This is a genomic window from Candidatus Flexifilum breve, assembly GCF_016713355.1.
Window position 1 is genome coordinate 489,952 of the sequence record NZ_JADJPI010000007.1, and the last position, 24,721, is coordinate 514,672.

Below are 24,721 nucleotides of genomic sequence, written 5' to 3' on the forward strand. Positions count from 1 at the left end.
CGATCGCTACAACCTTCGTCCCCTCCTCGCATGCGAAGAGGGGACGCGGTCAGCTTTACAGAATGCGGTGCAGCTTGTCGTTGACATACAGCACTTTGATGGGCGTGCCGGACACCGGGACGGGGGCTTTCTTCAGGTCATTGCGCTTGACCGTGCGCGATCCTGTGATCGTGGTGCCGAGCGGCGACCGGAACTCGTAGCGGAAGGTCACGTTGAGCGTGCGGCGGTAGTACTGCCCGGCGGCGCTCAGCAGCGTGCCATTGAGAATCTGCCCTTGGCTCGACAGGCGGCGGTTGCGCACATCCCGAAACAGGAAGCCCGCCGCCGCCAGCAGCGCGACGAGCGTCAGCGAGCCGAGGATGAGCAGGGCGTTGCGGTATTCGGTATCGTCCGCAAATTCGCCGCCCAGTTCCGAAACGCCCGGGTTCGAGGGCAGGAACACAATCGTCACAGGCGATTGCAGGAACAGCTCTTCATACAGCGCCCCGTCGATATCCTGCCCGCCGGTGTAGGTTTGCCCGGCGATGGTGTAGCGATATTCGATGCGGTAGCGCTTGGACTCAATTACATAGAAATTGCGCGAGGTTTCCTCAAAACCGTCGGTGACGATGCCGCGTGTCTGCTTGCCTTCGGTGAGCAGGGCTTGATGTTGGGAATAGCGGGTGTAGAGGAAGTACCCCGCCACCACCGCGGCGAGGATGAAGATCAAGGCGATCAGAAACATGACGAAGCTGTTGCCGATACGCTTCTTTTCGCCGGTGAGCAGTTTGGCGTTGCTGGGTTCTGCTAAAAAGACCGATGTTGCTTGCATGATGTCCCCCGATGAGAGCGATTCGTGACCATTACAGCAAGTTCGCGGGGCAAATACCTCCGTCTTACGGCGGATTCCGCCGTCGGCCTTTGGCATGATGCTGCTCACGGAGGTTCTCGAAAGAAATCCAAGAACGATTGGAGGGCGCACCTATGAGGGTATTTGAAAAAAACTCACCCCCAACCCCTCTCCCACGCAAGTGAGGAGAGGGAGACGTGCGAGCGATGTTTGCTCCCCTCCCTGAATTCGGGGAGGGGCTGGGGGTGGGGTCGGTTGTTTGCTTTGCGGACAAGCCTTTCTGGCCATCCCTACAAGGTGTTGTTTGAGGGAAGATAGTCTCGAAATGTTAATACTGTCCTGCCGTGAACCAGAGGGCGAGGGTCAAGGGCACGGCGAGTCGTGTCCCTCTCCCCACGGAGAGGGACGGCTTGCGCAGCAAGCAGGGTGAGGTTGAAGATCTTTACCAATTATGAAAACATGCTGCTCATTCACTGGCGGAGGCCGACTGGCCGTGTAGTCACTCGTCGGTGTCGTCGTCGCGTTCGTGCTGCGTGCCGCTCAGGTAGCCGGACATCCACTTCAGCGCATCGACCGCGCCGTGCGGTTCCTGTTCGCCCGTCATCAACTGGCGATCCACATCCTCGCCGCGCCGGATCAACCCGGCTTTGCTGCGATATTCCGCCATCTCGCTGATGACCGCCGCCAGTTCCTTGAAGTGATTGGCGAGGAGCTGGCGTTCGTCCAGCGGCAGATCGGCGGCGCGGTCGTCAATCTCGGCGCGGATGGTTTGCGCGTCAAAGCTGATCTGTCGCCGGGGCGACGGATCGAACGATTCGGACAGGGCTTGCAGGACGCTGTAGGCCGTGCGCACATCGTCGGCAAATTCGCTCAGTGAGCGTTTGCCGAGCATGCGCCGGAACGAGATCACCGCGCCGAGAATTTCGCGCAGATCATCCAGCGGGCGTTTCGCGCCTTCGCCTAAGTGCTCCACCAGCGCTTTATCGAGCCGACCCAGGCGGGCGGGCGGCTGTTCGCGCGTGAAATCGCGCCACCAGGCGACCACCTGCTGCCGCGCCGGGGCGCTCCACGTCAGCAGATTGAACACATCGTTGATCGCATCGATCAGTTCGTTTTCGTCTTCAATCGCTTCCAGTTCGAGCATCAGGCGGCGCAGCGTGGCGCGGGTGATGGCTTCGTCGCGGGTTTCGGCAGCACTGGCGAGCAAGCGCCACAGCGTATCCGTGCTGACTTTGATCGACTGGCGGATGAGCTTGAAGAACACATCATCGCGTTGATCGCGCAGCGCCAGCGTGAGCAGCGTCTCCAGCGCCGTCTGGTTCAGCCACGCGGGCTGCTGATCGGTCAGCGCGGTGATCACGCGGTCGGGTTGGTAGGCGGCGGGGACATTGCAGGCCACACTGCCGACGAAATATTTCCAGATCTGCTCGATCACCGAGGGCGTGAACATCTCACCGTGCTTGTGGAGCGCCGCGCGCGCCAGCACCACGACGAAGGTCTCCGGGCCGTACTGCTGCAAGACCGCCAGTGGGTCGCCTTCCGCCTCACGGAGCGTGCGTCCCAACGTGTCGGGCAGCGCCTTGAGCAGGGCTTCGTCTTTGAGCAGCATTTCGAGCGCGGCGGCATCGCGGCAGATCGAGAGCGTGATCAGCGCCTTCGCCAGATCAGGATCGCGATGCGCGCGCTCCTGCGCGGCGAGGATGCCGTTGTGCAATACTTCCATGAGGCCATAAGTGGCGGGTTCGCGGGCGATCAGCTTGAGCCAGTTGGCGACCGTTTCGGCGTCCCCATCGAGGATGGCGACGCGCAGCGAGGCCAGCGCCGCCGCTTTGAGGCGAAACCGCCAGCGATCTTCCGGTTCGGCGGCGACGCGGGCGCGGACAAACGCATACACGCCGTCCGGTTGTAAGGCGAGTTCGCGGTTGAGCCGCGTCGCGAGCTGTTCGTCCAGCACCGGGTCGATATCCATCAGCCGCGTGACCAGCAGCGCCGCTTCAACGTCCCGTTGTTCAATGGCATAGCGCAGCAATTGGTCGGCGTAGGCGCGGCGCAGATCGCCGTCCGGCGGCACATCGCGTAGTACGGTCTTGAGCGCTTCGACGGGCAGCTTATCACCCGCCGTGATGCGCGCGTCGAGTTCGTGGCGCTGCGCGGCGGCGGCCAGCGTCGCCTGTAAGCTGCGGTCGGTGACCTGCAGTTCGAAGGCGTCCATCTGGTCGATGGCGGTGATCAACGCGCCGATGTCGCCTGTCCACAGCGAGAGGAGGCGTTTGACATACGGATGATTGAAGACTTCATCGCTGGGGATCGTGCGATCCGCCCAGTCAGAGATCCAGCGCATGGTGACGATGCCGCGCTTGGCGAACACGACGCGGGCGGGCGTCGCGATTTTGTCGTGGCGGTGCGTCGAAAACGTGAGATCGGGGCGGACGCTCGTCGGTAGCAGCGCCAGCATCCCCTTGATGAAGGCGAGGCGCGCCGCGGTATCGCCAGGGTAATCGGCGATCATCAGGCCGCGGTCGTGCAGCGCTGCGCCGAGCCAGCCCATCAAACGGCGGAAATCTTCGCGCGCCGCGTCGTGAAACAGCTTGTCAAGGTACACCCGCCGATCCCGCACCGACCATTGGCTCAACTGCGGCATGCGCACGGGGGGCAGCACGTCGCGGTCGCGCGGAATGGGCACTTCAAACAGGCTGATGAGCGGCGCGAGGTTGCCCGCCAGCGCCAGCAGCATGTCGCGCGGCACATCGACGTATTCGTAGACGATGCTGCCATCCGCGCCGTAGGCACACGTCATCAGAAACTGCTCGTGCGGGAGGGCGAACAGCCCATAGGCGCGCGCGCCATTCTCGGTGGGCTGAATCGACACCGACGTGCGCCATAGTTCGGCGTCGCCGGGGGTGATGTTCGCGCTCGTGATCAGACCATCATTCGCGTAGACGAATCGCTCTAAGGCCAGCGGTAACTGCACTAGCGCACCCTTCGAATAAAATCGACACTCTTCAACCGGCGTTCCAGGAGATAGGTGATATAGCCCTGCTGCACGCGCTCGACTTCCTCGTGGAGTTCGGGCGGCACGATCAGCGCCTGCGGGTATCCGCCGCGCTGGAGGTGCCGCAGCACCTTGAGCGCGCGCATCGAGATTTGTGTGGTAGCGGTGCCGCGCACCGCGTCTTTGGGACATACGACGCCGCCCTCGGCGTTGCTGAAGTACTGATCTTCCGCCTGAATCGTCTCCCCGCCGATCACGCAGCGCGCGAGTTCCGGGCGGTAGCCGACGATATCCAGCAGATGCAGTTCGTAGTAGCGCACCACCAAACGCGGATCGGTTTCGGCGCACAGGCGGGCAAGCGTCTCATCAAACAGCTTGAACAGCCGCGCCGCGCCATCGTCTTCACCCGACGACGTGAAGCGATCCAGCATCTCGGCGCAGTAATTGGCATACGCGCCGCGCATCAGGTCTTCGCGCAGGGGCAGGTAGGCGGCGGTCATCTCGCACTGATTCACCACGTCGAGTTCGCGCCCCCGGTTGAGCAGCATGTCCGCGCGCGTGAACAGCTCGACATGCCCGGTCTTGTGGCTGGTGAGCTTGCGCGCGCCTTTGGCGACGGCTTCCAGCTTGCCGTACTGCGGCGTGAGAATCGTCAGCAGACGATCCGCTTCGCCCAAGTCAAAGCGCTTGAGGATGATCGCCGGGGTGCGATACGAGCGTTCAGGACGCGGCATGATCCAGGTGGTTCGGAGTAAAACCGAGCGGCAGAAGTTGCGCGAGCGCATCATCGAACACGACATTGCCGTCCATGTCCGCGATGATGACGCGCATTTGTGGGGCAAATTCAAACAGCATCTGGCGGCACATGCCGCACGGCGACCCGGCGTTGCGCGTGACCACGGCAATCGCGCTGAAGTCGCGCACGCCTTCGCTCACCGCTTTGACCAGCGCGACCCGTTCCGCGCAGATCGTCACCGGGAAGGAGGCGTTTTCGACGTTGCAGCCCGTATATACCGTGCCATCGGCGGCGAGCAGGGCCGCGCCGACCGGATAGTTCGAATACGGGATATAGGCGTTTTTGGTGGCCGCGCACGCTTGTTGAATAAGCTCTTGAACGTCCAAGTCTCGTTCATTTCTGGCTGATGACAAGGACTGTATTATACCAAACTTTAGCCGCGCAAGGGATGAGTCAGCGCGCAGTGTCAGACGGCTTAAAGGGTGTCTAAAAAAGCGTACAGTTATCTGGATGAGAGAGGTTTTTATAGGGACAAGGCTTGAGGCTATTTCACAATTGGTGAAAATGCTCAACCTCACCCTGCTTGCTCCGCAAGCCGTCCCTCTCCGTGGGGAGAGGGACACCACCAACCCGCCTTGCCCTTGCCCCTCGCCCTTTGGAGAGGGGCGGTTGAGCGCAGCGAAACGGGGTGAGGTTAGACAAAGTGCCGATTCTGAAATGACTTCATGCCTTGTCCGCTCTATCCTTCTCTAAAAATTGGGACGAGGCATGCCTCGTCCCTACAGGTGATACCAGCGGGCTCCAGCATGACTTGCTCCAAACAAAAACGGGAGCTCCTTGCGGAACCCCCGTTTTCAATCAGCAGGTTAGCTGGTTACGCCTGAATTACATCGCTGGGGCAACGAGGTGCCACACGCCGCCGACGCCGTCACCGGTCGTGTCGCCGCGCGCCGCGTCGTCTTTCCAGTAGTACAGCGGCATGCCGTTGTAGGTCACCTGCAGCGTGCCGTCGGTGCGTTCGGTCGTGCCGAGTTCGCCCGTCGCGCCGGGGCCAGCGATGAGCTGATCCGCGCTGTCGACGAGGAGCGGCGGCCAGTTGGTCGCGCACTGATCGTAGCAAGCGCTGACGCCGTCGGTGTCATTGTCGAAGCTGTAGACGGTCAGACCATTCGCGCCGACGAGGAACGAACCGTGTTCTTCGCTGGTGCTGCCCGCCACGCTGTACGGCGGGATCACGTACCAGACTTCGCCGACGCCCTGACCGGTGGTCATGCCCGGAGCCCAGTCACGCCACCAGTAGTACAGGGGCATGCCGTTGTAGGTCACCTGGAAGGTGCCGGTCGTGCGTTCGGTGACGCCCAGCGTTCCGGGAACGCCTTCGCCCATCGTCAGTTCGGCATCCGCCGCGCCAACGAGTAGGGGCGGCCAGGCTTCCGCGCAGCGTTCGTAGCAGTTGGAGACATCCGCGCCATCACGGGTGAACAGGTACAGGGTGAAGCCGTTCTGGCCGATCAGCACGGGGCCGAGGTCAGACTCGCCAATGCTGACGAGCGGCGGCGGGGCGTCATCTTGCGCCATGACGGGCAGGGCGAAAATAGCAACACAAAGCAGAAGGACGAGCAAACGTACTTTAGACATGATCTCTCCTGGGTCAAGCAGTTATTCAAATGTTGAAGTTGAGACATCTTTCATAACGCTGGGGATTTGCGATCAGATTTCTGGCTCATCAATCTCTCATGAAATTGGCTATTTCGACCACTGTCGGACCAACAAGGCGGGTAGGTAAGTGTGCATAATAGCGTGAACATGCTTTTTGCGACTCAGGACGAGGCATGCCTCGTCCTGCTATCGGTCTCCCCTCCCTGAATTCGGTTGAGGACAGGACACTTTTAACAATCGAGAGGATTGTAGGGACGCCCAACGGGGCGTCCGCCAGATCGTGGGCAAAACGGACGCGCCGTTGCGCGTCCCTACGAAATCTGTTTCCCCTCAAACCGTGCCTTAATGGTTCCCAATGTTAAAACTGTCCCTCCGTCAGCTGAATTCGGGGAGGGGCTGGGGGTGGGGTCGGATGCGCAGAAGCGCGTCCCTACATGTTCGCGGTGCTTTGCCCCTCTCCCTTGGGAGAGGGGTTGGGGTGAGGCGGCTTACTGCCCAATCGGCGTGGCGGTCGCTGTGACCGAGAGCACATCTTCGGCGGTGCGCGTCGCGTCGATGATAATCTGCGTGGCGGTTGCCATCAACGGGAGCAGACCTTCCGCCGTGCTCGTCATCTCACTGATGATCTGCGTGGCCGTCGCCGCCAGCGGATCGAGCGGCGGGACCGTCGGCAGCGGCGTGGAGGTGATCGGTTCGGCGCGCATCTGCGGCGGGCGGTTCGACGGCACTTCGATGATCAAGGTCGCGCCCGGCGCGGGGAGCGCACGGCCATCGCCCAGATTGTTGAGTTCAATCAGGCGCGGCAGGTCGGCAACATCCAGATCGAACTGCACGGCAATCGAGAGCAGCGTGTCGCCCGGCTGAATGATGTACGTCACCTGCGCGACGCCCGCGTCTTCGCTGTAACTGTAGATGCACTCGCCATCAGTTACCAACGCGTTCGCCTGCAGCCAACCCTGCACCCGCCATAAACCAACGCCCACTTCACCGACGACGTAGTACCAGCCTTCCGTTTCTGCCTGATACGTGTCGACAACATTGAAGGGAGTATTGAAGGGCAGTAGCCGACGACTAGTCCTTGCTGTAAGGTAGGAAGTGATCTTAGTTCCATTCCGCTCATCGAACTTGTTTCACCGGTGCACATCACGGGCATTGCAACCCCACCAATAGCCGGATAAACATCATTCGGGCGAACCTGAGGGACAGAGTCCATAAGCGTGGGCGTGGGCGGCAGTGCCGTCGCCGGGAGCGGCGTCGAGGTTGGCACGAGCGTCGGCGCGGCGGTCGGCGTCTCCGTGCTTTGGGCGGCGGGTAGAATTGCGTTGACATCGTCATCCCCGGTGGGGCGGTTTGCGAACAGGAACGTCCCCAGCAAAGTTACTACTAGCACGGCGGCGGCCGACACGAATGCCAGGTTGAAACGCTGCGCCCGTGGTTTGGGGGCGGAATTTACGTACACACTCACGGTAGTTTCCCTTCTATGACCATTCAGACTGAAGGTAGGGACAGATTCCAGCGCGTATTCGGCGTCGAGTTCGGCGAGCTGACGGGCGAGCGCCGGATCGCGTTCGGCTTCCGCGAGAATAGCTGAGACCGTGGCGAAGTCGCCGCGCGCCAGTGCGCTGCTGTAGCGGAACAAGAGTTTTTCGCGCTGGTGTTTACGCATCTGCTTTCGCCTTTCCGTAGACCGACCGCAGGCGGATGAGCGCCCGATGCAGCCGCACCCGCGCCGCGCCCGGCGTGATGCCGAGTTCGCGCGCCAGCGAATCGCCGTCCATGTCCGCGAGAATCGCCAACCGGATCACGCGCTGATCGTCCGGCGTGAGCGTGCGCACCAACTCCGCGATCTCGTCGTCATGCTCATACGGGTCTTCGGCGAGCGCGCACAGGTGATCGAAGAGTTCATCGTCGCTGGCATCATCTGCGACTAAATCGCGGATCAGCGGTTCGCGCTGTTCGCGTTTGGCGCGGTCGCTCTGGCGGCGGCGGACGAGGTTGGCAGCAATGCCGAGCAGCCACGCGCGCGGCTCCCCAGTCGTCACAAACCGATCCTCATGGGCTAACGCCTCCACAACCACGTCGTTGAGCAAATCCTGCGCCGCCGCGTCCAGCGGCAGATCGCTCAAGCCGGCGCGCGCCACATACAGGCGCAGTGTCGCCGTCAACGCGCTCGATTCTGTTTCGATGAACGCCCGCAAGCGGGTAGTGCGCTTCATCGGCTCTCCGTGTGCTTGTCCCTACACAGTCTATTCAATTTTGCGCATGTTTTTGTTACAGGGGATCAAAGATTCGGCGGAGATATTTTTACGTAGGGATGCCATGAATTACATCCCCTGTTCCAACCCCACCCCCGACATTCAGGAGGGGAGCCAACAGCGCCCGCCAAGTCGAATCCGTCTTCGTAGGGACGCAATTATGCAGTTTAAGAACGGGACCCCCCCACCCCAGCAGGGGGAGGGAGAAAGCGCTTTCCCCCGGGGGCCGGGGGTGGGGGCGGTACTCCGCCTTCATAAGTTAAATTGCATCATTGCGTCCGCTGTTCCTATTTCAGATATCCAACCCCTCGCTTAGATGAGTTCACGGCAGGACAGTTTTAACATTGGGAATCATTAAGCCGCCGGTTTGAGGGAAAACAGATTTCGTAGGGACGAGGCATGCCTCGTCCGCAGTGCTACGCGAGACTAGAGGCGCGGGGAGACAAACGGAGTTTTTAGATCCCCTCTCCTCGTTTCGGAGAGGGGATAGAGGGGTGATGTCACACCTCAATAATTCGCCGGGCAGGCGGGATCGCGCCCGATATCGTAGATCGTGCGCTCGTTGGCCGTCAGGTCGCGGAAGATGTGCGCGCAGGCGTAGGTGATCAGGTTGTGAAAATCCGTGTCCCACAGGCGCAGCGTGGCGTCGGCGGAACCAGAGAGCACGCTTTGACTATCCGGACTGAACGTCAGCCCGTAGATCGGCGCGGTATGCCCCGCCAGCGACCGAACCGTCTCGTGCGTCGCCACGTTCCACACGCGGATCGTCGACGAGGTCGTGCCGGAAGCCACCAACTGCCCATCGGGACTGAAGGCGACGCGGTTGATGCCGGATGTGTGTCCCTTGAAGGTGTAGAGCGCGCGACCCGTGTTCACGTCCCACAGGATGAGCGTGGTGTCGTACGAGCCCGAGATCGCCGTTTGCCCATCGGGACTGAAGGCGACGCTCGTCACCATGCCGGAATGCCCCTTGAAGTCGCGGATCATCTCGCCCGTTTCCAAATCCCATAGGCGCAGCGAGCCATCCCACGACGCGGAGAGCGCCGTGCGCCCATCCGGGCTGAAGGCGACTTGCAGCACAGGTTCGGTGTGCCCGGTGAACGTGCGGATTGCTTCCCCGGTCGCCATGTCCCACAGGATCATGGTTTTGTCGGTTGAACCGGAGAGCGCTTGCGTGCCATCCGGGCTGACCGCCACGCTGACCACCCGTGAGGTATGCCCGCGGAACGTGCGGATCGTCGCGCCAGTCGCGATGTCCCACAACCGCAGCGTCGTGTCATACGAGCCGGAGAGCAGCGACTGTCCATCCGGCGTAAAGGCGACGCTGGTTACCCCGCCTGTGTGCCCGTAGAACGTGCGCAGTGACTGCCCGGTGGCAACATTCCACATCCGCAGCGTGTCATCCGTCGAAGCGGAGGCGGCAGTTTGCCCATCCGCGCTGAAGGCGACGCCCATCACCCACCCAGTATGTCCGGCAAACACGCGCGCCGACCCGCCGAGCGCGCCTTCCCACAGGCGGATGGTCGAATCGCGCGACCCCGACGCGATGATGCGGCCATCGGGACTGAAGGCCACGCCCGTCACCCACGCCGTATGCCCGGCAAACACGCGGATCGCCGCGCCCGTTTCCAGATTCCACAACTGGATCGTGCCGTCATAGGAGCCGGTCAGCGCTGTCCCCGCGTCAAAGCCAAAGCTCACGCTCGACACGCCCGCCGTATGCCCTGCCAGCGTCTTGAGTAGTTCGCCCGTCGCCACATCCCACAGGCGCACGGTGTAATCGTCCGAGCCCGACAGCGCCTGCGTGCCATCCGCGTTGAAGGCGACGCTGCGCACGGTGTTGTTGTGTCCGCTCAGGGTGCGAACCACCGCGCTCGTCTCCACGTCCCACACGATGACGAGATCATCCTGCCCACCGGAGATCACCTGCGTGCCATCCGCGCTGTAGGCGACGCTCATGATTGCGCCCGTATGCCCGGCATCGAAGGTGCGCGTGAGTTCGCCCGTGCTGGTGTTCCACTGACGCACCGTGCCATCCTGCCCGCCGGAGATCACCCAGCGCCCATTCGGGCTGAAGGCGACGCTGGTAACCCCGTCGCTGTGTCCGGTCAGCACATGGATGGTGCGCCCGGTCTCGACTTCCCACAGGCGCAGCGTGGCGTCATCCGATGCCGACACGATTACGGGCGCGGACGGACTGAAGGCGACCGCTTGCACCGGCCCGGTGTGACCGGGGAAGGTGCGCAGGCGCTGACCGGTCGCCACATCCCACAGCGAGACAAAGCCATCATACGAACCAGAGATCAGCGTTTGGCTGTCCGGACTGAACGCGACCGAGGTCACGGCACGTTGATGCCCACGCATGATGCGCAGTGTGTACAGGTCATCCACGGCTTTGATGAGCGCGGCATCGGCTGAGTCGGTGTAGGCCGAATTCAGCGCATAGATGGCCAGCAGCGCGGCGGTTTCGCTGTTGCCCGCCGGGTCGTTGAGCATTTCGCCCGCCGCATTTGCCAGCCGCAGCGAGTTGATGCGCCGCTGCCCGGCCTGAATCTGCCCGCTCACGGCGGTCAGTGTCGGCGGAATGGCTGTCAAGGCCGTGCGTGCCCCGGCGACTTCCCGCTCGGCTTCGTTGACCTGAGTGCTCGTGAAGGCGACCACGCCCACGATGATCAGCGTGCCGAGGATCGCCAGCGCATAGATGATGCGCCGCGCGAAGGTTGCCCGGCGGTGCGCGAGTTCGGCGCTGGCCTTAGCCGCTTGCGCCGCTTCTTCCGACCGCTGGCGGCTGGTCTCCAGTTCCAGCAGGCGGGCGGCGCGTTCGTCTTCGGCTTCCCGGCTGGCTTGGATGTAGGCGCGCTGATCGTCCGTCGGCGCGGGTTGTTTGACGCGGGTGTCGCCCATATCGATGCGGCACTGCAGATCGCCGTCCCAGTCCGACAGCCACTTTTCCGCGCCGATCAGGTCATCGCCGACGAGCAGATAGCTCGGGTTTTCCGCGTTGGCCTTCCAGTCGAGCGCGCGCACGAGGTAGCGGGTGTGGCCGCGGGTGTGCGTCAAATCGGTCTCGATAGCCTGCACCAGGCCCTGATATTCGCGCTCGAAGACCTCGGCGGCCAGCGAACCATCGGCCTCTTTGACGAAGAAAATCCAGTTGAGATGGCCGATCGCCTGCCAGTTGCCTTCGGCGATTTCTTTCCACGTCACGTTCGCCCACTGCGCCCGTACGTAGACTTCCGTCTCGCCGCTGATGTTCTCGTGGATGAGCGGCACGATACGCTTGCCCAGCTTGCGCGCATACGCGATCTCGTGGTTGCAGATCTCGCTGCACAGCGAATGGCGGCTGACGATCTGCACGACCGTATCGGCGCGTTCGATCCCCGCGTAAATCTCGTTGAGCCAGTCAGCAGCACGGGGGATGTCTTCCCAGTCGATCCACACATCCCGCCCGTCTTTCTCGAAGGCGTTGGTCAACTGCTTGGCAAAGAGGGAATCGCGCCGGGAATAGGAAATGAAGATATCAGCCATAAGCTCTTTTATCCGCGAAGTAATGGTTAGAAATTAGTATAAACCGAATTTCGTGCTGCCGACGGCGGATCCATAGAGATTGCGGCGGGGAACCTCACCCTGCTGGCTGCGCCAGCCGTCCCTCTCCACACGGAGAGGGGCGGTTGAGCGGAGCGAAACGGGGTGAGGTTGATTGTCACCGCGGGCAGGTGGGCGCGGGGTCGATGCTGTAGCGCGCGCGTTCGTCCGGCGTGAAGTCGCGCACGAGCTGGCGGCACACTTCCGCGACGAAATCGTGATAGTCGAAATCCCAGAGGCGCACCGTACCGTCAAACGACGCGGAGATCACGCGCCGACCGTCCGGGCTGAAGTCGACGCCGCGGACGACGCCAGTATGCCCGCTCAACACGCGGATCGTCTCGCCCGTCGCGACATCCCATAGGCGCAGCGTGTTATCCGCCGACGCGGTGACCAGCGTTCGTCCATCGGGGCTGTAAGCCAGCGCATAGATCACGTTGGTATGCCCGCGCAGCACGCGTTGGGCCGCGCCCGTTTCCAGACTGTCGATCTGCACGCTGTAATCCGGCGCGCCGACCGCGAACACGGGTTCGGTCGGGCTGAGCGCGATGTCAAAGACCTGCGTGTGATTCTGGAAGCTGACAAAGCTGCTGAAAATATCGTCGGCGCTCAGGTCGGTGATGAGAATTTCGCCGTCGTTGGCCGCTGAAATCAGCCGCTGACCGTCGCTGCTGAACGTGAGCGCCCACACGGAGTCGCTGTGCGGGAGCAGTTCGCGGACGAGCGCGCCCGTCTCCAGGTTGTATTGGCGCACCGTCCCCACCTGTGACCCGGTGATGACCGTTTGACCATCTGGCGCAAAGGCCGCGGTGAACAGCGGTTCGCCCGTGTTGAACACGCGCAGCGACTCCCCGGTGTTCACATTCCATAGACGTGCTGTGCCATCAAACGAGGCGGAGAGCGCCATTTGCCCGTCCGCGCTGAAAGCCACCTTGAAGATCGGCCCGCTGTGCCCTTCAAATGGGCGGATCAGGTCGCCCGTTGCCACATTCCACAAGCGCATGGTATCACTGCCGCCCGAGAGTGCCATTTGCCCGTCAGGACTGAAGGCGGCGGCGATCGCCGGGCCAAGATGACCAAGGAACACGCGGTTGCTGTGATTCGCGAGATCGAGATCCCACACCCGCATGGTGCCATCAATGGACACCGACACGGCTGTTTCCGCATTCGGGGTAAAGGCCACATCCAGCAGCGCGCCGGAATGCCCTTCGAGGATGCGCTCCATTTGCCCGCTGTCCACATCCCACAGGCGAATGCCGCTGCCCCCCGTGCCGATCAGCACGCGGCGGCCATCCGCGCTGAAAATGATCGGCGCGGCGACGCTGGTATCGTTGGTGAATTCCTGGACTACGCTGCCCGATTTCGCATTCCACAGGCGAATGTGCCCATCAATCGTCGAACCGGAGAGCACGTTGCGGCCATCGGGACTGAGCGCGACAATGTTGACGTTCGTCGTTTCGATTTCCCGCACCAACGCCCCCGTCGCAACGTTCCACAGGCGCGCGGTCGGCTCATTCGCGCTGGACACCACAAACTCGCCATCGGCGCTGAACGACAGGCTGAAGATTTCGCTGGTGTGCCCGGTGAAGCGCCGAATCAGGCTGCCGTCGTTGATGTTCCAGAGGTAGAGCACGCCGTTGCGCGCGCCGGAGATCACGCTTTGACCGTCCGGGCTGATCGCCAGTTCGCTGATGACATTGAAGGTCGGCGGCATAGTGGCGAGGACGTCGCCCGTGGCGGCATCCAGCACGAGCAGTGACTGATCGTTGAGCGCCACGACGAGCTTATTCCCATCGGCGGTGAGCGCCAGCGCATTGACGCTGTCGGGCTGCGGCGCGAGGTCGCGCACGCGCGCGCCCGTCTGGGTATCCCACACGGTGAGCGCGCCGCTGAAGCTGCCCGTAATCGCCTGCTGACCGTCCGCGCCGATCACCGCCGCGCTCAGGTCGTCGGACTCTGCCACGTCGAACACGCGCAGGGTGTGCAGGCGTTCGGACGCGGGCACGAGCACCGCGTCGGCAGTTTCGGTGTACAGGCTGTTGAGCGACCGAATGGCGAACAGCGCCGCGAGTTCGGCGTTGGGTTCTGAGCCTTCGAGGAACTGCTGCGCGTAGCTGGCCATACGCAGCGCGCGGATGCGTTCTTCCCCCGCGCGAATTTCAGCGGAGACGTAGGTCAGCGTTGGCGGAATGGCCGTGAGCACGGTGTTCGCGTTGGCGACGTTGGTCAGCGCCTCGTCCAGCACGACGCCGGAGCGCGTGAGCGTGACCGGGATCGGCGCGAGAGTCGCATTGGCGTTGGCCACCTGAATGACCGCTTCCTGCTGGCGCATTTGCGCGGTGGCGACGCGTTCGCCTGCACTCTGCACTTCCACCCCGGCTTCATAGACGCTGGTCGCGGCGCTGGCTTCGCGCGCGTTCGCCTCGCCGATTTGCAGATTGGTGAAGATGAACACTGCCATAATGATCAGCGTGCCGACCACGCCGAGCGTGATCAACGTGATGCGGGCGTTGCGCGCGTCCCGCTGCGCGCGTTTGGCGCTCTCTTCCGAGCGCTGCGCCGCTTCCTCCGACATTTTGCGGCTGGTTTCCAACTGCATGAGCCGGGCGGCGCGCTCGTTTTCAGCCTGACGACTGGCGGCGACGAACTGCCGCTGCAAGACGGTCGGCTCTGGCTGTTTGAGCTGCTGCTCCCCGCTGTCGATGCGGCGCTGCTTGTCGAGATCCCACCCCACGAGCCACTGCTCCGCGGCGGTCAGTTCGTCGCCATACAGCAGGTAGCTGGGGTTCTGCGCGTTGTTATCCCAGTCCAGCGACTGGACGAGATAGCGGGTATGCAGGCGGACATGCGTGAGGTCGGTTTCAATCGCCTGGATCAGGGCGGCGTATTCGCGGTCGAACACATCCTGGGCAACGTCGCCGTTTTCGCTCTTGGGGAAAAAGATCCAGTTGAGGTGGCGCACCGCCTCCCAGTTGGCGATTCCTGTGCTGCCCCACAGTTGGTTGCCCCAATGGGCGTTAATTTCGGCTTCGATGTCCGGCGTGATGTTTTCGTGAATCAGCGGGATGATGCGCTTGCCGTGCTTGCGGGCATACGCGATCTCCTGATTACACACTTCGCTGATCAACGAATTGCGGCTGACAACATTGACCACCGTCTCCGCGCGTTCGATGCCGTCAAAAATTTCGTTGAGCCAGTCGGCGGCGCGGGGGATATCCTGCCAGTCGATCCACACGTCGCGACCGGATTGTTCCAGCGCATTGGTCAACTGTTTGGCAAAGGCGGCATCGCGCCGGGAGTAGGAAATAAAAATATCGGCCATGATCTAAGTCCGCGACTGAACAGTAGAAAAACAGTATAGCGCGAATTGTTTGAAGTCGTGGACAATGGAAGCTGAAAATATGAGTAATCTAACTGCTTTGGCGCGGGATCAGACGGTGCCCTTCCGCGCATGTAGATCCGGATAGATCGAGTGAGGCTACGCCTGCATGGTGATTGAACCGTACCGCAGCGAACATCTCCCCGAACTGCAAATGCTCATCAACCAGCATGTGAGTGCCGTGCTGCCCGGTTGGGCGCTGCCCGCCGCCTATATCGAACAGCATTTAGCGCGCCATCCCCAACAGATCATCATCGATCCGTGGGTAGCCGAACGCAAAACACTGGTTGTCACGCAGCGCGGGCAAGCGCGGGCGGTCGCGCACCTGCTGCGGTACGCCGACGATGACGAGGTCGGGGTCGATTATCGCGGCGCGGGTGACATCGCGTGGCTGTTCGCTACCCCGCAGAATCAGGACGCGGCCTCGGCGCTGCTCGCTGCGGCGCAAGCCCAAATGCAGGTGTGGAAGGCGCCGCGCGTTTCCGCGTGGGACAGCGGGTTACCCAGCGGACCTATCAGGGGGATTCCCGATGTCTGGGCGCATCTGGCGGACGTCTTCACGCGCGGCGGTTTCTCTCCGAACCCGGAGCGGAACGAAGCGCTATTCGGCGGGTGGCTGGACGCGATTCCGCTGCCCGGCGACGCTCCCGTGGACGGTCTGACCATCCGCCGCAGCGTCGGCAATATCTGGGGGACACGCTTCACGGCGTGGCGCGGGGATGAGGTGCTCGGTTGGTGCGAATGCGTCGGCGATCTGAGCGAAGGTGGCGCGCTGCCGTCTTTGCGCGGGTGGGGCGAGCTGGCGGAACTGTACGTCGAGGAACCATGGCGGAATCGCGGCCTTGGCGCATGGTTGGTGCGGCATGCCGTCGAATGGCTGCGGCTGGCGGGGAGTACGCGCGTGGTGCTCACCGTGGCCGCCGACGATGAAGCAGCAGGCGCGGGGCGGTTCTATCGCCGCTTCGGTTGGGATGTGTTCACGCGGTTACAGGACGGGTGGGGGTTGTCAGGCAAGTAGTGATGCTGCTCGGAGTAAGTCGCATTAATTGCCGAATGAATAACTTGTCTGTATAATGATTTCTTGTACAAATGTTCGAACTGTGATCATAGGTTAAGCCGATGAATAAACAGAAAAACGGCAAGGGTGGCCGCGGGATTGAATGGTGTGATTACACCTGGAATCCGGTACGCGGTTGTCAACATGGCTGCCGTTGGGTGATGCCTGATGGTACAGTAGCGGAATGTTACGCGGAGACCGTCGCGGAACGAGTCGCTCAAAAAGCGTATCCCAATGGCTTCGAACATCACTACTGGAATCCCGAATTGCTCACCGAACCATTGAAACTCAAAACGCCGTCTAAGATTTTCCTCGACAGCATGAGCGACCTCATGGGGCATTGGGTTCCTGCTGAACAGGTTGAGGAAGTCCTACAGGTTTGTCGGGAAGCCGATCAGCACATTTTCCAACTGCTAACCAAGAATGCGCCGCGCTTGCAGGAATTTGAGTTCCCGCCGAATGTATGGGTAGGGGTGAGCGCGCCGCCGAGCATCATGTTTGGTAAGCCGTTGTCAATGACACAGCAAAGACGCATGGTCGAACGAACACTGAAAGCACTCAGAACCGTCGATGTGCCGGTGCGCTGGATGAGCCTTGAACCGCTGAGTTTTGACATCGCGCCGCTGCTGGTGGGCAGCGGGTTACAGTGGGCCGTGATCGGCGCAGCGACCAACGGTCGCCTCACCTATCAGCCTGAACCGGAGTGGGTGGCGAATGTGCTCGACGTACTCGACGTGCAGGGCACAAAGGTGTTTTTCAAGGGCAACCTCGAATGGTCGACTTGGCGTGAGGAATTTCCAAATGATGCGAGTACTACTAGGTCGAGCCTGATTACGGCCTTGCCAGAATATCTTCCACAATTTTAACTGCTGTCTTTGCCCCCTGCTTATTGGCAGCAGCAAAACAAAACAAAAACATAGGATTGTTCCGAGAGTTGTAAAGTAACCGAGGATTTTGAGCGACTCCAGGAAATATCGTTTCGAGTCTACGAACGAAATACCTACCTATGCTTTCAAAGTCACTGATCTTCAGTGTTTGTTTCTCCTCGCCAAATAAACCTTTCTCAACAGTTATTTGGTAGAAAGCATCAAACCAGCCCCTTTCTCCAAACGTCAAATCTAGCCTGTCTACCCACTTTTCGTGTATTTGCCCATCTTTCTTTAGAAGGCGATTCACACCTATTCCGATTGGAAACAAATACCACATATCAATCGCTTGAGTTCGCGCAATTGCTTCAACTGTTGTCCAAGGCACTTGCATCCCAAATGGATCAAGGAACAGTACGGCGCGATGTTGTGTCCAGTTCCGGTTAAGCAAATTGCCAAGATAAGCGTTGGCATCTGCATTCTCAATCTGAATTCGATCTTTTAGGTTTTCAAACTCAAGTTTTAGTTTCAAGAGTTCTTTATAGCGGGTTTCGTCCTTTTCGATAAATATGTACCTATCGAACGGAGGATCAACTTTGAGTGCAATACGAGCGGAACCATCTAGTGAAGCTTGTGGCGACTCGCCAAATTCAGGAAAAACTAGCTGTTCTGGATTTTCATCCTGTTTTAGTAGACGGTATCCCGTTCCCGCAAAGGCATCAATATAGGCGTAACGAAATTTCGCAGCATGTTTTTTCATAATCGTCGCGTAGGCGGGAAGGTACTGACGAAGGATTGCTAGTTTCTGTTCTGTCCAATCTCCACCAAATGAGAACTGTGTCATTGTTGCCCCATGATGTGCTAGCAGAATTAAGCTACTTTCTATAATTCTATGCCAATCTAATTTCGTGAGCAAATAAGGTTCTCGAATCAAAACGGGATGCTCCGCTTGAGCATCCCGTGTCGCATCCCGCTCCTATACCGCAGAAAGGACGACCGCCGTCCCCCCTGCGCCTAGCCTCTGGGGCTGTAGAAGGGGTTCTCCCGCACAATTAAAGCGGCCGCGTTGTCCGAACGCGAGTCGCTGATGTGGTCATACATAATACCGCGCACCCGGAAACCGTTTCGAATCTGCACGGAGAGCGTCGGGTCAAAGAGCTTGGCCTGATGCACCTGCAGAACATACTGCGCGATAGTCATTTGTTCCTTGTACTGCTCATAACCGGGGAACAGCGCTCCGGCCACTTCGCCGCGCAAATTCAGGCGGCGCACCAACTCACGACGCGCGTCATACAGCTTGCGTCCCAGCTTCAACCCGCGGTATTTCGGGTGGACGCTCATATCGGCGCCGTACAACCACTGTCCATGGGGCTCATGATTCGTCAGCCAGCCGTCGGCAATGGCTTCCATGAAGGTGTGATGATTGTTGATGAAGTCGAAATTCGTGCGGAACGTGCTCGTCGAACCGACCGCGATTTCGCGACCGTTTTCGCGGACGAGCGCCACGATTTGACCTTCGGGGAACAGATCGAGATGCTTGAGGTACTTCGGGACCGAAATCAGTTCGTCATCCACGAGCGTGGGGAAGGCCAACCGCTGGGCGTCCGCTAAGGCTTGGACGTGTTCCGGTCGGGTCTGCGTGATGATGACGTGGTGCGTGTGATGCTGCGGATGCGCAAGGTGGTTCGTGTGGGCGTGCGCGTGCGTATGCCCGTGATGGTGACCCGGCGGATGATCGGTGTGTTGATCGTGGTGCGCGGGTACGAGATTGGTACTCATAGTATCAAATGCCTCCCATATACACTGCCTTCACTTCCTGATACTCCAGCAAACCTTCCTCACCGCATTCCCGTCCCATGCCGCTCATCTTGACGCCGCCAAAGGGCATTTCCGGTGTGCTCGGAAGCCAGTCGTTAATCGCAACCATCCCAAACTCCAATCTCTCGTATAGGTGAGTAGCTGTCTTCAAATCGTTCGTTTGCACATACGCGGCGAGTCCGTATTCCAGACTATTCGCCTGCGCAATTGCCTCATCCACATCCCCAAACGGGATGATCGGCATGACCGGGCCAAACAGTTCGTCCCGGTACACCGGCATAGCGGTGGTCAGCCCCGTGATCACGGTCGGCTGGTAGAAGTAGCCGTGCGCCAGATGATCGGGGCGCTTGCCACCTGTGAGCACTTCCGCGCCGTTTTGCGCGGAGGTGGTAACCATCGTATTCAGACGTTCACGCTGCGTTGCGTTGATCATCGGCCCCATGTCGGTCGACATCTCCAGCCCGTTGCCGAGCGTGACCTCTTTGGCGAAGCGCGCCGTGTGTTCGATGAATTCTTCGGCGATGCGGCTGTGCACAAAGAAACGCTGCGGCGCGATGCAGACTTGCCCCGCATTGCGCAGTTTGGCGGTGACGGCCTGCTGCGCCACGACTTCGACGTTGACATCGGGGAAGATCAGCACCGGGGCGTTGCCGCCAAGTTCCAGCGACAACCGCGTGACGGTCTGCGATGCGCCGTCCATGAGCAGCTTGCCGACGCGCGTGCTGCCTGTGAAATGCAGCTTGCGCACGCGGGCATCTTTCAGGAAGACCTGTCCCATCGCCGCCGGGTCGCCGTTGATCACATTGACCACGCCCGCGGGAATACCCGCTTCGACGAAGGCTTGCGCGTACATCATCGCCGAGCGCGGCGTGTATTCGGAAGGCCGACCGACGACGGTGCAACCCGCTGCCAGTGCTGCTGCCCACGCGCGGGCGAGGTTGTAAACCGGGAAATTCCACGCGGTGATCGTCGCGACCACGCCAATCGGCTGGTGCACGACCAGCAAACGCCGATCCGCGCGCCGCGCCGGGACGACGCGCCCCGACGAATGCTTGGCTTCTTCGGCGAACCAATCGAGCAGGTTCGCGCCCGTCTGCCATTCAGCGGAGGATTCGCGTAAGGGCTTGCCGCATTCTTGCGTGGTGATGACTGCGAGTTCGTCAATGCGCCCGCGGACCCATTGGGCGGCACGGTGGAGGATATCAGCGCGTTCGTAAACGGTTTTGCTCGCCCAGGCCGGGAAAGCCGCCGCAGCCGCATCCACCCCCGCTTCCGCATCACGAGCGTTGCCGAAGGGGAGTAAGCCGAGCGTTTCTTCTGTCGCCGGGTTGATTAGCTGCCAGGTGCCTTGATCGATAGCATCGACCCAACCGCCGCCAATCAACTGCTTGAAGGTGAAGACCGTCATGTTATTCCATTGATTATATAGAATTGTGTCTTAAAGCCTATCTTAGCAGATGAACCCCTATTTTAGGGGGGATTTGCGAAGAAAATTCGGCGAGATGTACAAAAATTCTAACGTTATTTTGAGTAAAACGGTCGTATACTTCACAAGGTTGTTTTTTATTCAGCTTGTGAATAGTTTCGCGAAGGAGAAACCAGACGCCGATGAACACTGTCCGTATGGACGCCGTTTTAAACGACACCAATACCGTGACCCCTGCTCTTGTCGTAGATTTCGACATCATCCGCAATACGTACCACCGTTTCGAGAACGCCTTCCCCGGCGCACACATCGACTATGCAGTGAAAGCCAACGCCCACCCGCTGATCATGCGTGAAGTGGTGGAGCTCGGCGGCGGTTTGGAAATCGCGTCACTGGCTGAATTGAATCGAGCTCTCGAAGTCGGCGCGACGGGTCAACGGATTATTTGCAGCAACCCGATTAAAAACCCGACTTTTCTCGCTCGGATGCAGAATGCGGGAGTGTACGCCTGCGTGGTCGATTCGACGCACGAGGTAGAAAAAGTCGCCAAGTTTGCCCCCGGCAGCCGCGTTTACGTCCGGTTGGCCGTGGATAACACCGGGAGCGTCCTCCCGCTGGCGGGCAAATTCGGCGTGGACGGCCAAACGGCGCTCGCCCTGTTTGATCAGGCGCGGGAGCTCGGTTTGCAGCCGATCGGTGTGTCGTTCCATGTCGGTTCGCAGTGTCTCAAGGTCGCCAACTGGGTGAATGCGCTCAAGGCGTCCGGCGACGTCATGCGGCAGGCGGCGGAACGCGGTCATGACCTGTATTTCGTCGACATCGGCGGCGGTTTCCCGGCGGGCCACTGGCACAACGCGGAAATTCCCTCGGTCGAAGAGATCGGCGTGGCGGTCATGCAGGCGGTCGCGGATTACATCCCGGCGCACCCGAACCTCATGCTGATCCTCGAACCCGGTCGCGGTCTGGTCGGCGACAGCGGCAAGATGATGGCGGAAGTCGTCGGCATCGCCCAGCGCGGCACGGATACCTGGCTGTACCTCGACGCGGGCGTGTTCAATGGCCTGATGGAAACCTACGAAGGCTTCCCCCCGGTTGTCGGCGTGCTGAACGGCGAAGGCCGTCCGATGCGTAAGTACACGCTCGCTGGCCCGTCCTGCGACAGCTGCGACGTCGTTGCGCGGCACATCGAGCTGCCGGAAGTCGAAATTGGCGACCGTCTGGTCTTCGTGGATGCAGGCGCGTACACCAACGAATACGCGGCGGCGTTCAATGGTTTCCCCATTCCGGAATTCATTCCGCTGAATGTGGAGCAGATCATGTTCGAAGTGTACGTCGCGTAAATATATCAGCCTCACCCCCAACCCCTCTCCCTAGGGAGAGGGGTTGCGGGGCGGGGTGAGGCCAAAACGCCAAAATTGTAGAAGGCGATCCCACATGGGATCGCCTTTTTGTTTGCGCTCAATGACTGAGACGAGCAAACCCTTACGTTATTTCTAATACATGTATACTTACACTTTAACAACTCCAACTTAACAACTTCAATGAGGCCTTCGATGAGACGTTCGTTGTGCATTTTCACACTGCTGTCCGCGATGCTGTTGGTCAGTGTGATTGCGCCTGTATTTGGGCAGATCAGCACCACCGCGTTCACGGTAGATGCCACTACCAATCCCGTGACAGCGACGCAGCCGGATGGATCGAGTGCTGACATCGCCACCGACGAAACCGTCACGCTGCGCATCCAGTTTGTACTCCCGGAGTCCACGACCATTTCGATCAGGACCGATACGGTGCTGGGGGCCAGTTTCACCTATGTCAACAACTCGGCGCGGGTGTCGTATCTGGCTGGCACGCTGCCCAGCTTCAATGGGGACTTTGCCGGCATCCAAAACGAAACGGAACCGAGCTTCACATTTCCGGCGTCTCGCGTGACCGTGATTGGCAGCACCCTCTCCTTCGACTTCGGCAGCGCGATCAACAACGATGGTGATGGTGACGCCGAGAACCTCATCATCGAATACGACCTCATACCGGCGGTCGGCGCGGTGAGCGGGACGGCGGTCAACCTCACGTATGATCTCGTCCTCGACGAGGGCTTGCCGACGGAGGAGGTCACGACCTCCAGTCAGGTCACGCTGAACCTTGTCGATCCGCCGGGCGTTACCGTGACGCAGTCGGGTGGGGGCACGGCGGTGACCGAAGGCGGCGCGACGGATACGTTCACCTTCGTGCTGACCAGCCAACCCAGCGCGGATGTGACAGTTACGGTCACGCCGGATGCACAGGTGACGGTAGACAAGCCGACGCTCACGTTTACCTCCACGGACTGGAACACCGCGCAAACCGTCACCGTGACGGCGTTCAACGACAATGCGGCGGAGGGTAGCCCCCACAGCGGCGCGATCACCTTCGCCGCGGCGGGGGGCGGTTACACGGGGTTGAGCATCACGCCGGTGAGCGTCAGCATCACTGATAATGACAACACTGGGGTCACGATCACTGAAAGCAGCGGGGGCACGGCGGTGACCGAAGGCGGCGCAACCGATACGTTCACCGTCGTGCTGACCAGCCAGCCCAGCGCGGATGTGACGATCACGGTCACGCCGGATGCGCAGGTGAGCGTGGACCAGCCGACGCTCACGTTTACCTCCACGGACTGGAACACGGCGCAAACCGTCACCGTGACGGCGGTCGACGACAATGTGGCCGAAGGCAGCCCGCACAGCGGCGCGGTCACGTTTGCGGCGGCGGGGGGCGGCTACACGGGGGTGAGTATCGCGCCGGTGAGCGTGAGCATCACCGACAACGATAACGGCGGCCTCAGCCTCGCGCCGCTCGCGTTCCAACTCACCGAGGGCGTAACGAACAGCTACACGATCCGCCTGCTGTCCACGCCGACCGTCGCGCCTATCACCTTGCTGGTCGAATTCCCGACCGATCAGGTGAACGTCAACGGGAACACAGCGCCGTTTACGCTCACCTTCAGTGATACGACGCCGCAGACGATCCCCTTCACGGTGCTGGCGAATTCGGACAACAACTCGCCCCGCACGATCACGATTCAGCATACGATCACCAGCTCCGGCGCGGCGGAGTACCCGCCCGGCACGCAGGCGGTCGTCACGCTGACGATTGATGACGTGCCCCCGCCGCCACCCTCCCCGACCTGCGACAGCGAGAACTTCAGCGCGGACGGGGTCGTGCGCACGGGCGTGCCGGATGGGCTGGCGAACGCGATCAACTGCCGCGTGCTGTATCACAACGGCGGTGCGACCACGTGGTTGGGGAGTCCGCTGTATAGTGCGGCGCATCTGGGCGTGCCGGGGCTGCTCGATCTGGGCGTGCTGCAAGCGGTCGATATCTTCAGCCCGCCGCCCAGCAACTTGACCTATTTCCAGAATGGGATCGTCATGTGTCTGCGCGGCGAAGGGACGCTGATCTGGCTGGCGGCGAGCCATGCGCCGCGCACCGCGGAGATCATCGGCAGCTACACCGTGCCGGAGTTCCCGGGCTTCACCTGCGCGTCACTGTTCGAACCGGGGACGCTCATTCTCGTCAGCGTGGATCCACTCACGCGGTAAGCGATGCCACTTGCAGGTCGCGTAAAGCGCGCTGTGTAAAAATGAAGGCGATCCCAACCGGTATCGCCTTTTCATACTTATACTCAGAATTGCAGCTGCGGTAAGGGGGGGGCAATGCGCCGCAAACGTTGGTTCTTGCTCATCTCACTCGTTACAGTGATCTGCCTCGCTATAGTGACTGTCATCGTTTTGTATCTGCTATCTAATATGTCATTTCGTATGGTGTATCAAGATTGCGCGGGTGTCGCGTTTAACTTGCCAGGTCACGTCGTTGATGCAAGTGGGCAACCGATTGAGGCAGCAGCAATCCGGTTAACGGTTCTGATGAAGAGTCTTGGTGATGAGAACCTCATTGTAGAAACGCACTCGGACGCTCAAGGTGATTTTCAGGTCTCGGGTTACGCTTTCGCGTGCGCGTTGTTCACCATTGAGGTGAATGCCAGTGGCTATCAGACCGGAACTATTGGCGGCGATGTCTGGCAGACACTGCCACCAGAATCCCGCGAGTTTGTCATCACCTTGGAATCTGAATAGTTCT

The 24,721-nt window shown here is 60.6% G+C and carries 18 protein-coding genes; 5 read left to right on the top strand and 13 right to left on the bottom strand.

Annotated elements, in window-relative coordinates:
• Nucleotides 1-55: 55 nt before the first annotated feature.
• The 10 genes from IPK17_RS07730 to IPK17_RS07775 form a co-directional block, all read right to left on the bottom strand.
• Nucleotides 56-811, bottom strand: coding sequence for a DUF3592 domain-containing protein (locus IPK17_RS07730; RefSeq protein WP_343417107.1), 756 nt, complete (start codon nt 809-811; stop codon nt 56-58).
• 517 nt (nt 812-1,328) lie between these two features.
• Nucleotides 1,329-3,800: a hypothetical protein gene (locus IPK17_RS07735; protein ID WP_343417108.1), complete on the bottom strand. Its 2,472-nt coding sequence runs from the start codon at nt 3,798-3,800 to the stop codon at nt 1,329-1,331.
• Nucleotides 3,800-4,555 (bottom strand): DNA repair protein RecO, encoded by a 756-nt coding sequence (gene recO, locus IPK17_RS07740; RefSeq protein WP_343417109.1) that lies wholly within the window; start codon nt 4,553-4,555, stop codon nt 3,800-3,802. Before recO ends, IPK17_RS07735 begins: the two co-directional genes overlap by 1 nt.
• Nucleotides 4,542-4,970 carry a cytidine deaminase gene (gene cdd / locus IPK17_RS07745; RefSeq protein WP_343417110.1) on the bottom strand — a complete coding sequence of 143 codons (429 nt, stop codon included), beginning with the start codon at nt 4,968-4,970 and terminating at the stop codon, nt 4,542-4,544. The genes recO and cdd overlap by 14 nt, the downstream gene beginning before the upstream one ends.
• Before the next feature lie 472 nt (nt 4,971-5,442).
• A complete protein-coding gene (locus IPK17_RS07750) occupies nt 5,443-6,195 on the bottom strand; it encodes a hypothetical protein (protein WP_343417111.1) in 753 nt (250 codons plus the stop codon).
• Between the two features lie 509 nt (nt 6,196-6,704).
• Nucleotides 6,705-7,151, bottom strand: coding sequence for a LysM peptidoglycan-binding domain-containing protein (locus tag IPK17_RS07755; protein WP_343417112.1), 447 nt, complete (start codon nt 7,149-7,151; stop codon nt 6,705-6,707).
• Complete coding sequence (locus IPK17_RS07760) at nt 7,145-7,882, bottom strand: hypothetical protein (RefSeq protein WP_343417113.1); 738 nt, start codon at nt 7,880-7,882, stop codon at nt 7,145-7,147. Before IPK17_RS07760 ends, IPK17_RS07755 begins: the two co-directional genes overlap by 7 nt.
• Nucleotides 7,875-8,432, bottom strand: a complete 558-nt coding sequence (locus tag IPK17_RS07765; protein WP_343417114.1) for an RNA polymerase sigma factor — start codon at nt 8,430-8,432, stop codon at nt 7,875-7,877. The genes IPK17_RS07760 and IPK17_RS07765 overlap by 8 nt, the downstream gene beginning before the upstream one ends.
• A gap of 546 nt (nt 8,433-8,978) precedes the next feature.
• A complete protein-coding gene (locus tag IPK17_RS07770) occupies nt 8,979-11,999 on the bottom strand; it encodes a TIR domain-containing protein (RefSeq protein ID WP_343417115.1) in 3,021 nt (1,006 codons plus the stop codon).
• Nucleotides 12,000-12,174: 175 nt separating this feature from the next.
• Nucleotides 12,175-15,378, bottom strand: a complete 3,204-nt coding sequence (locus tag IPK17_RS07775) for a WD40 domain-containing protein (protein ID WP_343417116.1) — start codon at nt 15,376-15,378, stop codon at nt 12,175-12,177.
• A 166-nt stretch (nt 15,379-15,544) separates the two neighbouring features.
• Between IPK17_RS07775 and IPK17_RS07780 the strand changes: the two genes are divergently transcribed.
• Together IPK17_RS07780 and IPK17_RS07785 are read left to right on the top strand one after the other, a co-directional pair.
• Nucleotides 15,545-16,453, top strand: coding sequence for a GNAT family N-acetyltransferase (locus tag IPK17_RS07780; RefSeq protein ID WP_343417117.1), 909 nt, complete (start codon nt 15,545-15,547; stop codon nt 16,451-16,453).
• A 101-nt stretch (nt 16,454-16,554) separates the two neighbouring features.
• Entirely contained in the window at nt 16,555-17,358 is an 804-nt protein-coding gene (locus tag IPK17_RS07785; protein WP_343417118.1) for a DUF5131 family protein, read from the top strand.
• Here IPK17_RS07785 and tcmP read toward each other — a convergent pair.
• The 3 genes from tcmP to IPK17_RS07800 all read right to left on the bottom strand — a co-directional run bounded on the left by tcmP (nt 17,324) and on the right by IPK17_RS07800 (nt 20,584).
• Entirely contained in the window at nt 17,324-18,292 is a 969-nt protein-coding gene (gene tcmP / locus IPK17_RS07790; protein WP_343417119.1) for a three-Cys-motif partner protein TcmP, read from the bottom strand. The genes IPK17_RS07785 and tcmP overlap by 35 nt on opposite strands.
• An 80-nt stretch (nt 18,293-18,372) precedes the next feature.
• Nucleotides 18,373-19,137 (bottom strand): GNAT family N-acetyltransferase, encoded by a 765-nt coding sequence (locus IPK17_RS07795; RefSeq protein ID WP_343417120.1) that lies wholly within the window; start codon nt 19,135-19,137, stop codon nt 18,373-18,375.
• A 4-nt stretch (nt 19,138-19,141) separates the two neighbouring features.
• A complete protein-coding gene (locus IPK17_RS07800) occupies nt 19,142-20,584 on the bottom strand; it encodes an NAD-dependent succinate-semialdehyde dehydrogenase (protein WP_343417121.1) in 1,443 nt (480 codons plus the stop codon).
• Between the two features lie 200 nt (nt 20,585-20,784).
• Between IPK17_RS07800 and IPK17_RS07805 the strand changes: the two genes are divergently transcribed.
• From IPK17_RS07805 to IPK17_RS07815, 3 genes are all read left to right on the top strand, one after another.
• Nucleotides 20,785-21,942 carry a type III PLP-dependent enzyme gene (locus tag IPK17_RS07805; protein WP_343417122.1) on the top strand — a complete coding sequence of 386 codons (1,158 nt, stop codon included), beginning with the start codon at nt 20,785-20,787 and terminating at the stop codon, nt 21,940-21,942.
• Nucleotides 21,943-22,155: 213 nt separating this feature from the next.
• Nucleotides 22,156-24,183 carry a hypothetical protein gene (locus IPK17_RS07810; RefSeq protein ID WP_343417123.1) on the top strand — a complete coding sequence of 676 codons (2,028 nt, stop codon included), beginning with the start codon at nt 22,156-22,158 and terminating at the stop codon, nt 24,181-24,183.
• A gap of 114 nt (nt 24,184-24,297) precedes the next feature.
• Nucleotides 24,298-24,717, top strand: a complete 420-nt coding sequence (locus tag IPK17_RS07815; RefSeq protein ID WP_343417124.1) for a carboxypeptidase-like regulatory domain-containing protein — start codon at nt 24,298-24,300, stop codon at nt 24,715-24,717.
• Nucleotides 24,718-24,721 lie beyond the last annotated feature (4 nt).

Coding starts and splice junctions, on each gene's coding strand:
- IPK17_RS07730 (WP_343417107.1), bottom strand. CDS start 811: ATGCAAGCAACATCGGTCTTTTTAGCAGAACCCAGCAACGCCAAACTG.
- recO (WP_343417109.1), bottom strand. CDS start 4,555: ATGCCGCGTCCTGAACGCTCGTATCGCACCCCGGCGATCATCCTCAAG.
- IPK17_RS07750 (WP_343417111.1), bottom strand. CDS start 6,195: ATGTCTAAAGTACGTTTGCTCGTCCTTCTGCTTTGTGTTGCTATTTTC.
- IPK17_RS07760 (WP_343417113.1), bottom strand. CDS start 7,882: ATGCGTAAACACCAGCGCGAAAAACTCTTGTTCCGCTACAGCAGCGCA.
- IPK17_RS07765 (WP_343417114.1), bottom strand. CDS start 8,432: ATGAAGCGCACTACCCGCTTGCGGGCGTTCATCGAAACAGAATCGAGC.
- IPK17_RS07770 (WP_343417115.1), bottom strand. CDS start 11,999: ATGGCTGATATCTTCATTTCCTATTCCCGGCGCGATTCCCTCTTTGCC.
- IPK17_RS07775 (WP_343417116.1), bottom strand. CDS start 15,378: ATGGCCGATATTTTTATTTCCTACTCCCGGCGCGATGCCGCCTTTGCC.
- IPK17_RS07780 (WP_343417117.1), top strand. CDS start 15,545: ATGGTGATTGAACCGTACCGCAGCGAACATCTCCCCGAACTGCAAATG.
- IPK17_RS07785 (WP_343417118.1), top strand. CDS start 16,555: ATGAATAAACAGAAAAACGGCAAGGGTGGCCGCGGGATTGAATGGTGT.
- IPK17_RS07795 (WP_343417120.1), bottom strand. CDS start 19,137: ATGAGTACCAATCTCGTACCCGCGCACCACGATCAACACACCGATCAT.
- IPK17_RS07800 (WP_343417121.1), bottom strand. CDS start 20,584: ATGACGGTCTTCACCTTCAAGCAGTTGATTGGCGGCGGTTGGGTCGAT.
- IPK17_RS07805 (WP_343417122.1), top strand. CDS start 20,785: ATGAACACTGTCCGTATGGACGCCGTTTTAAACGACACCAATACCGTG.
- IPK17_RS07810 (WP_343417123.1), top strand. CDS start 22,156: ATGAGACGTTCGTTGTGCATTTTCACACTGCTGTCCGCGATGCTGTTG.
- IPK17_RS07815 (WP_343417124.1), top strand. CDS start 24,298: ATGCGCCGCAAACGTTGGTTCTTGCTCATCTCACTCGTTACAGTGATC.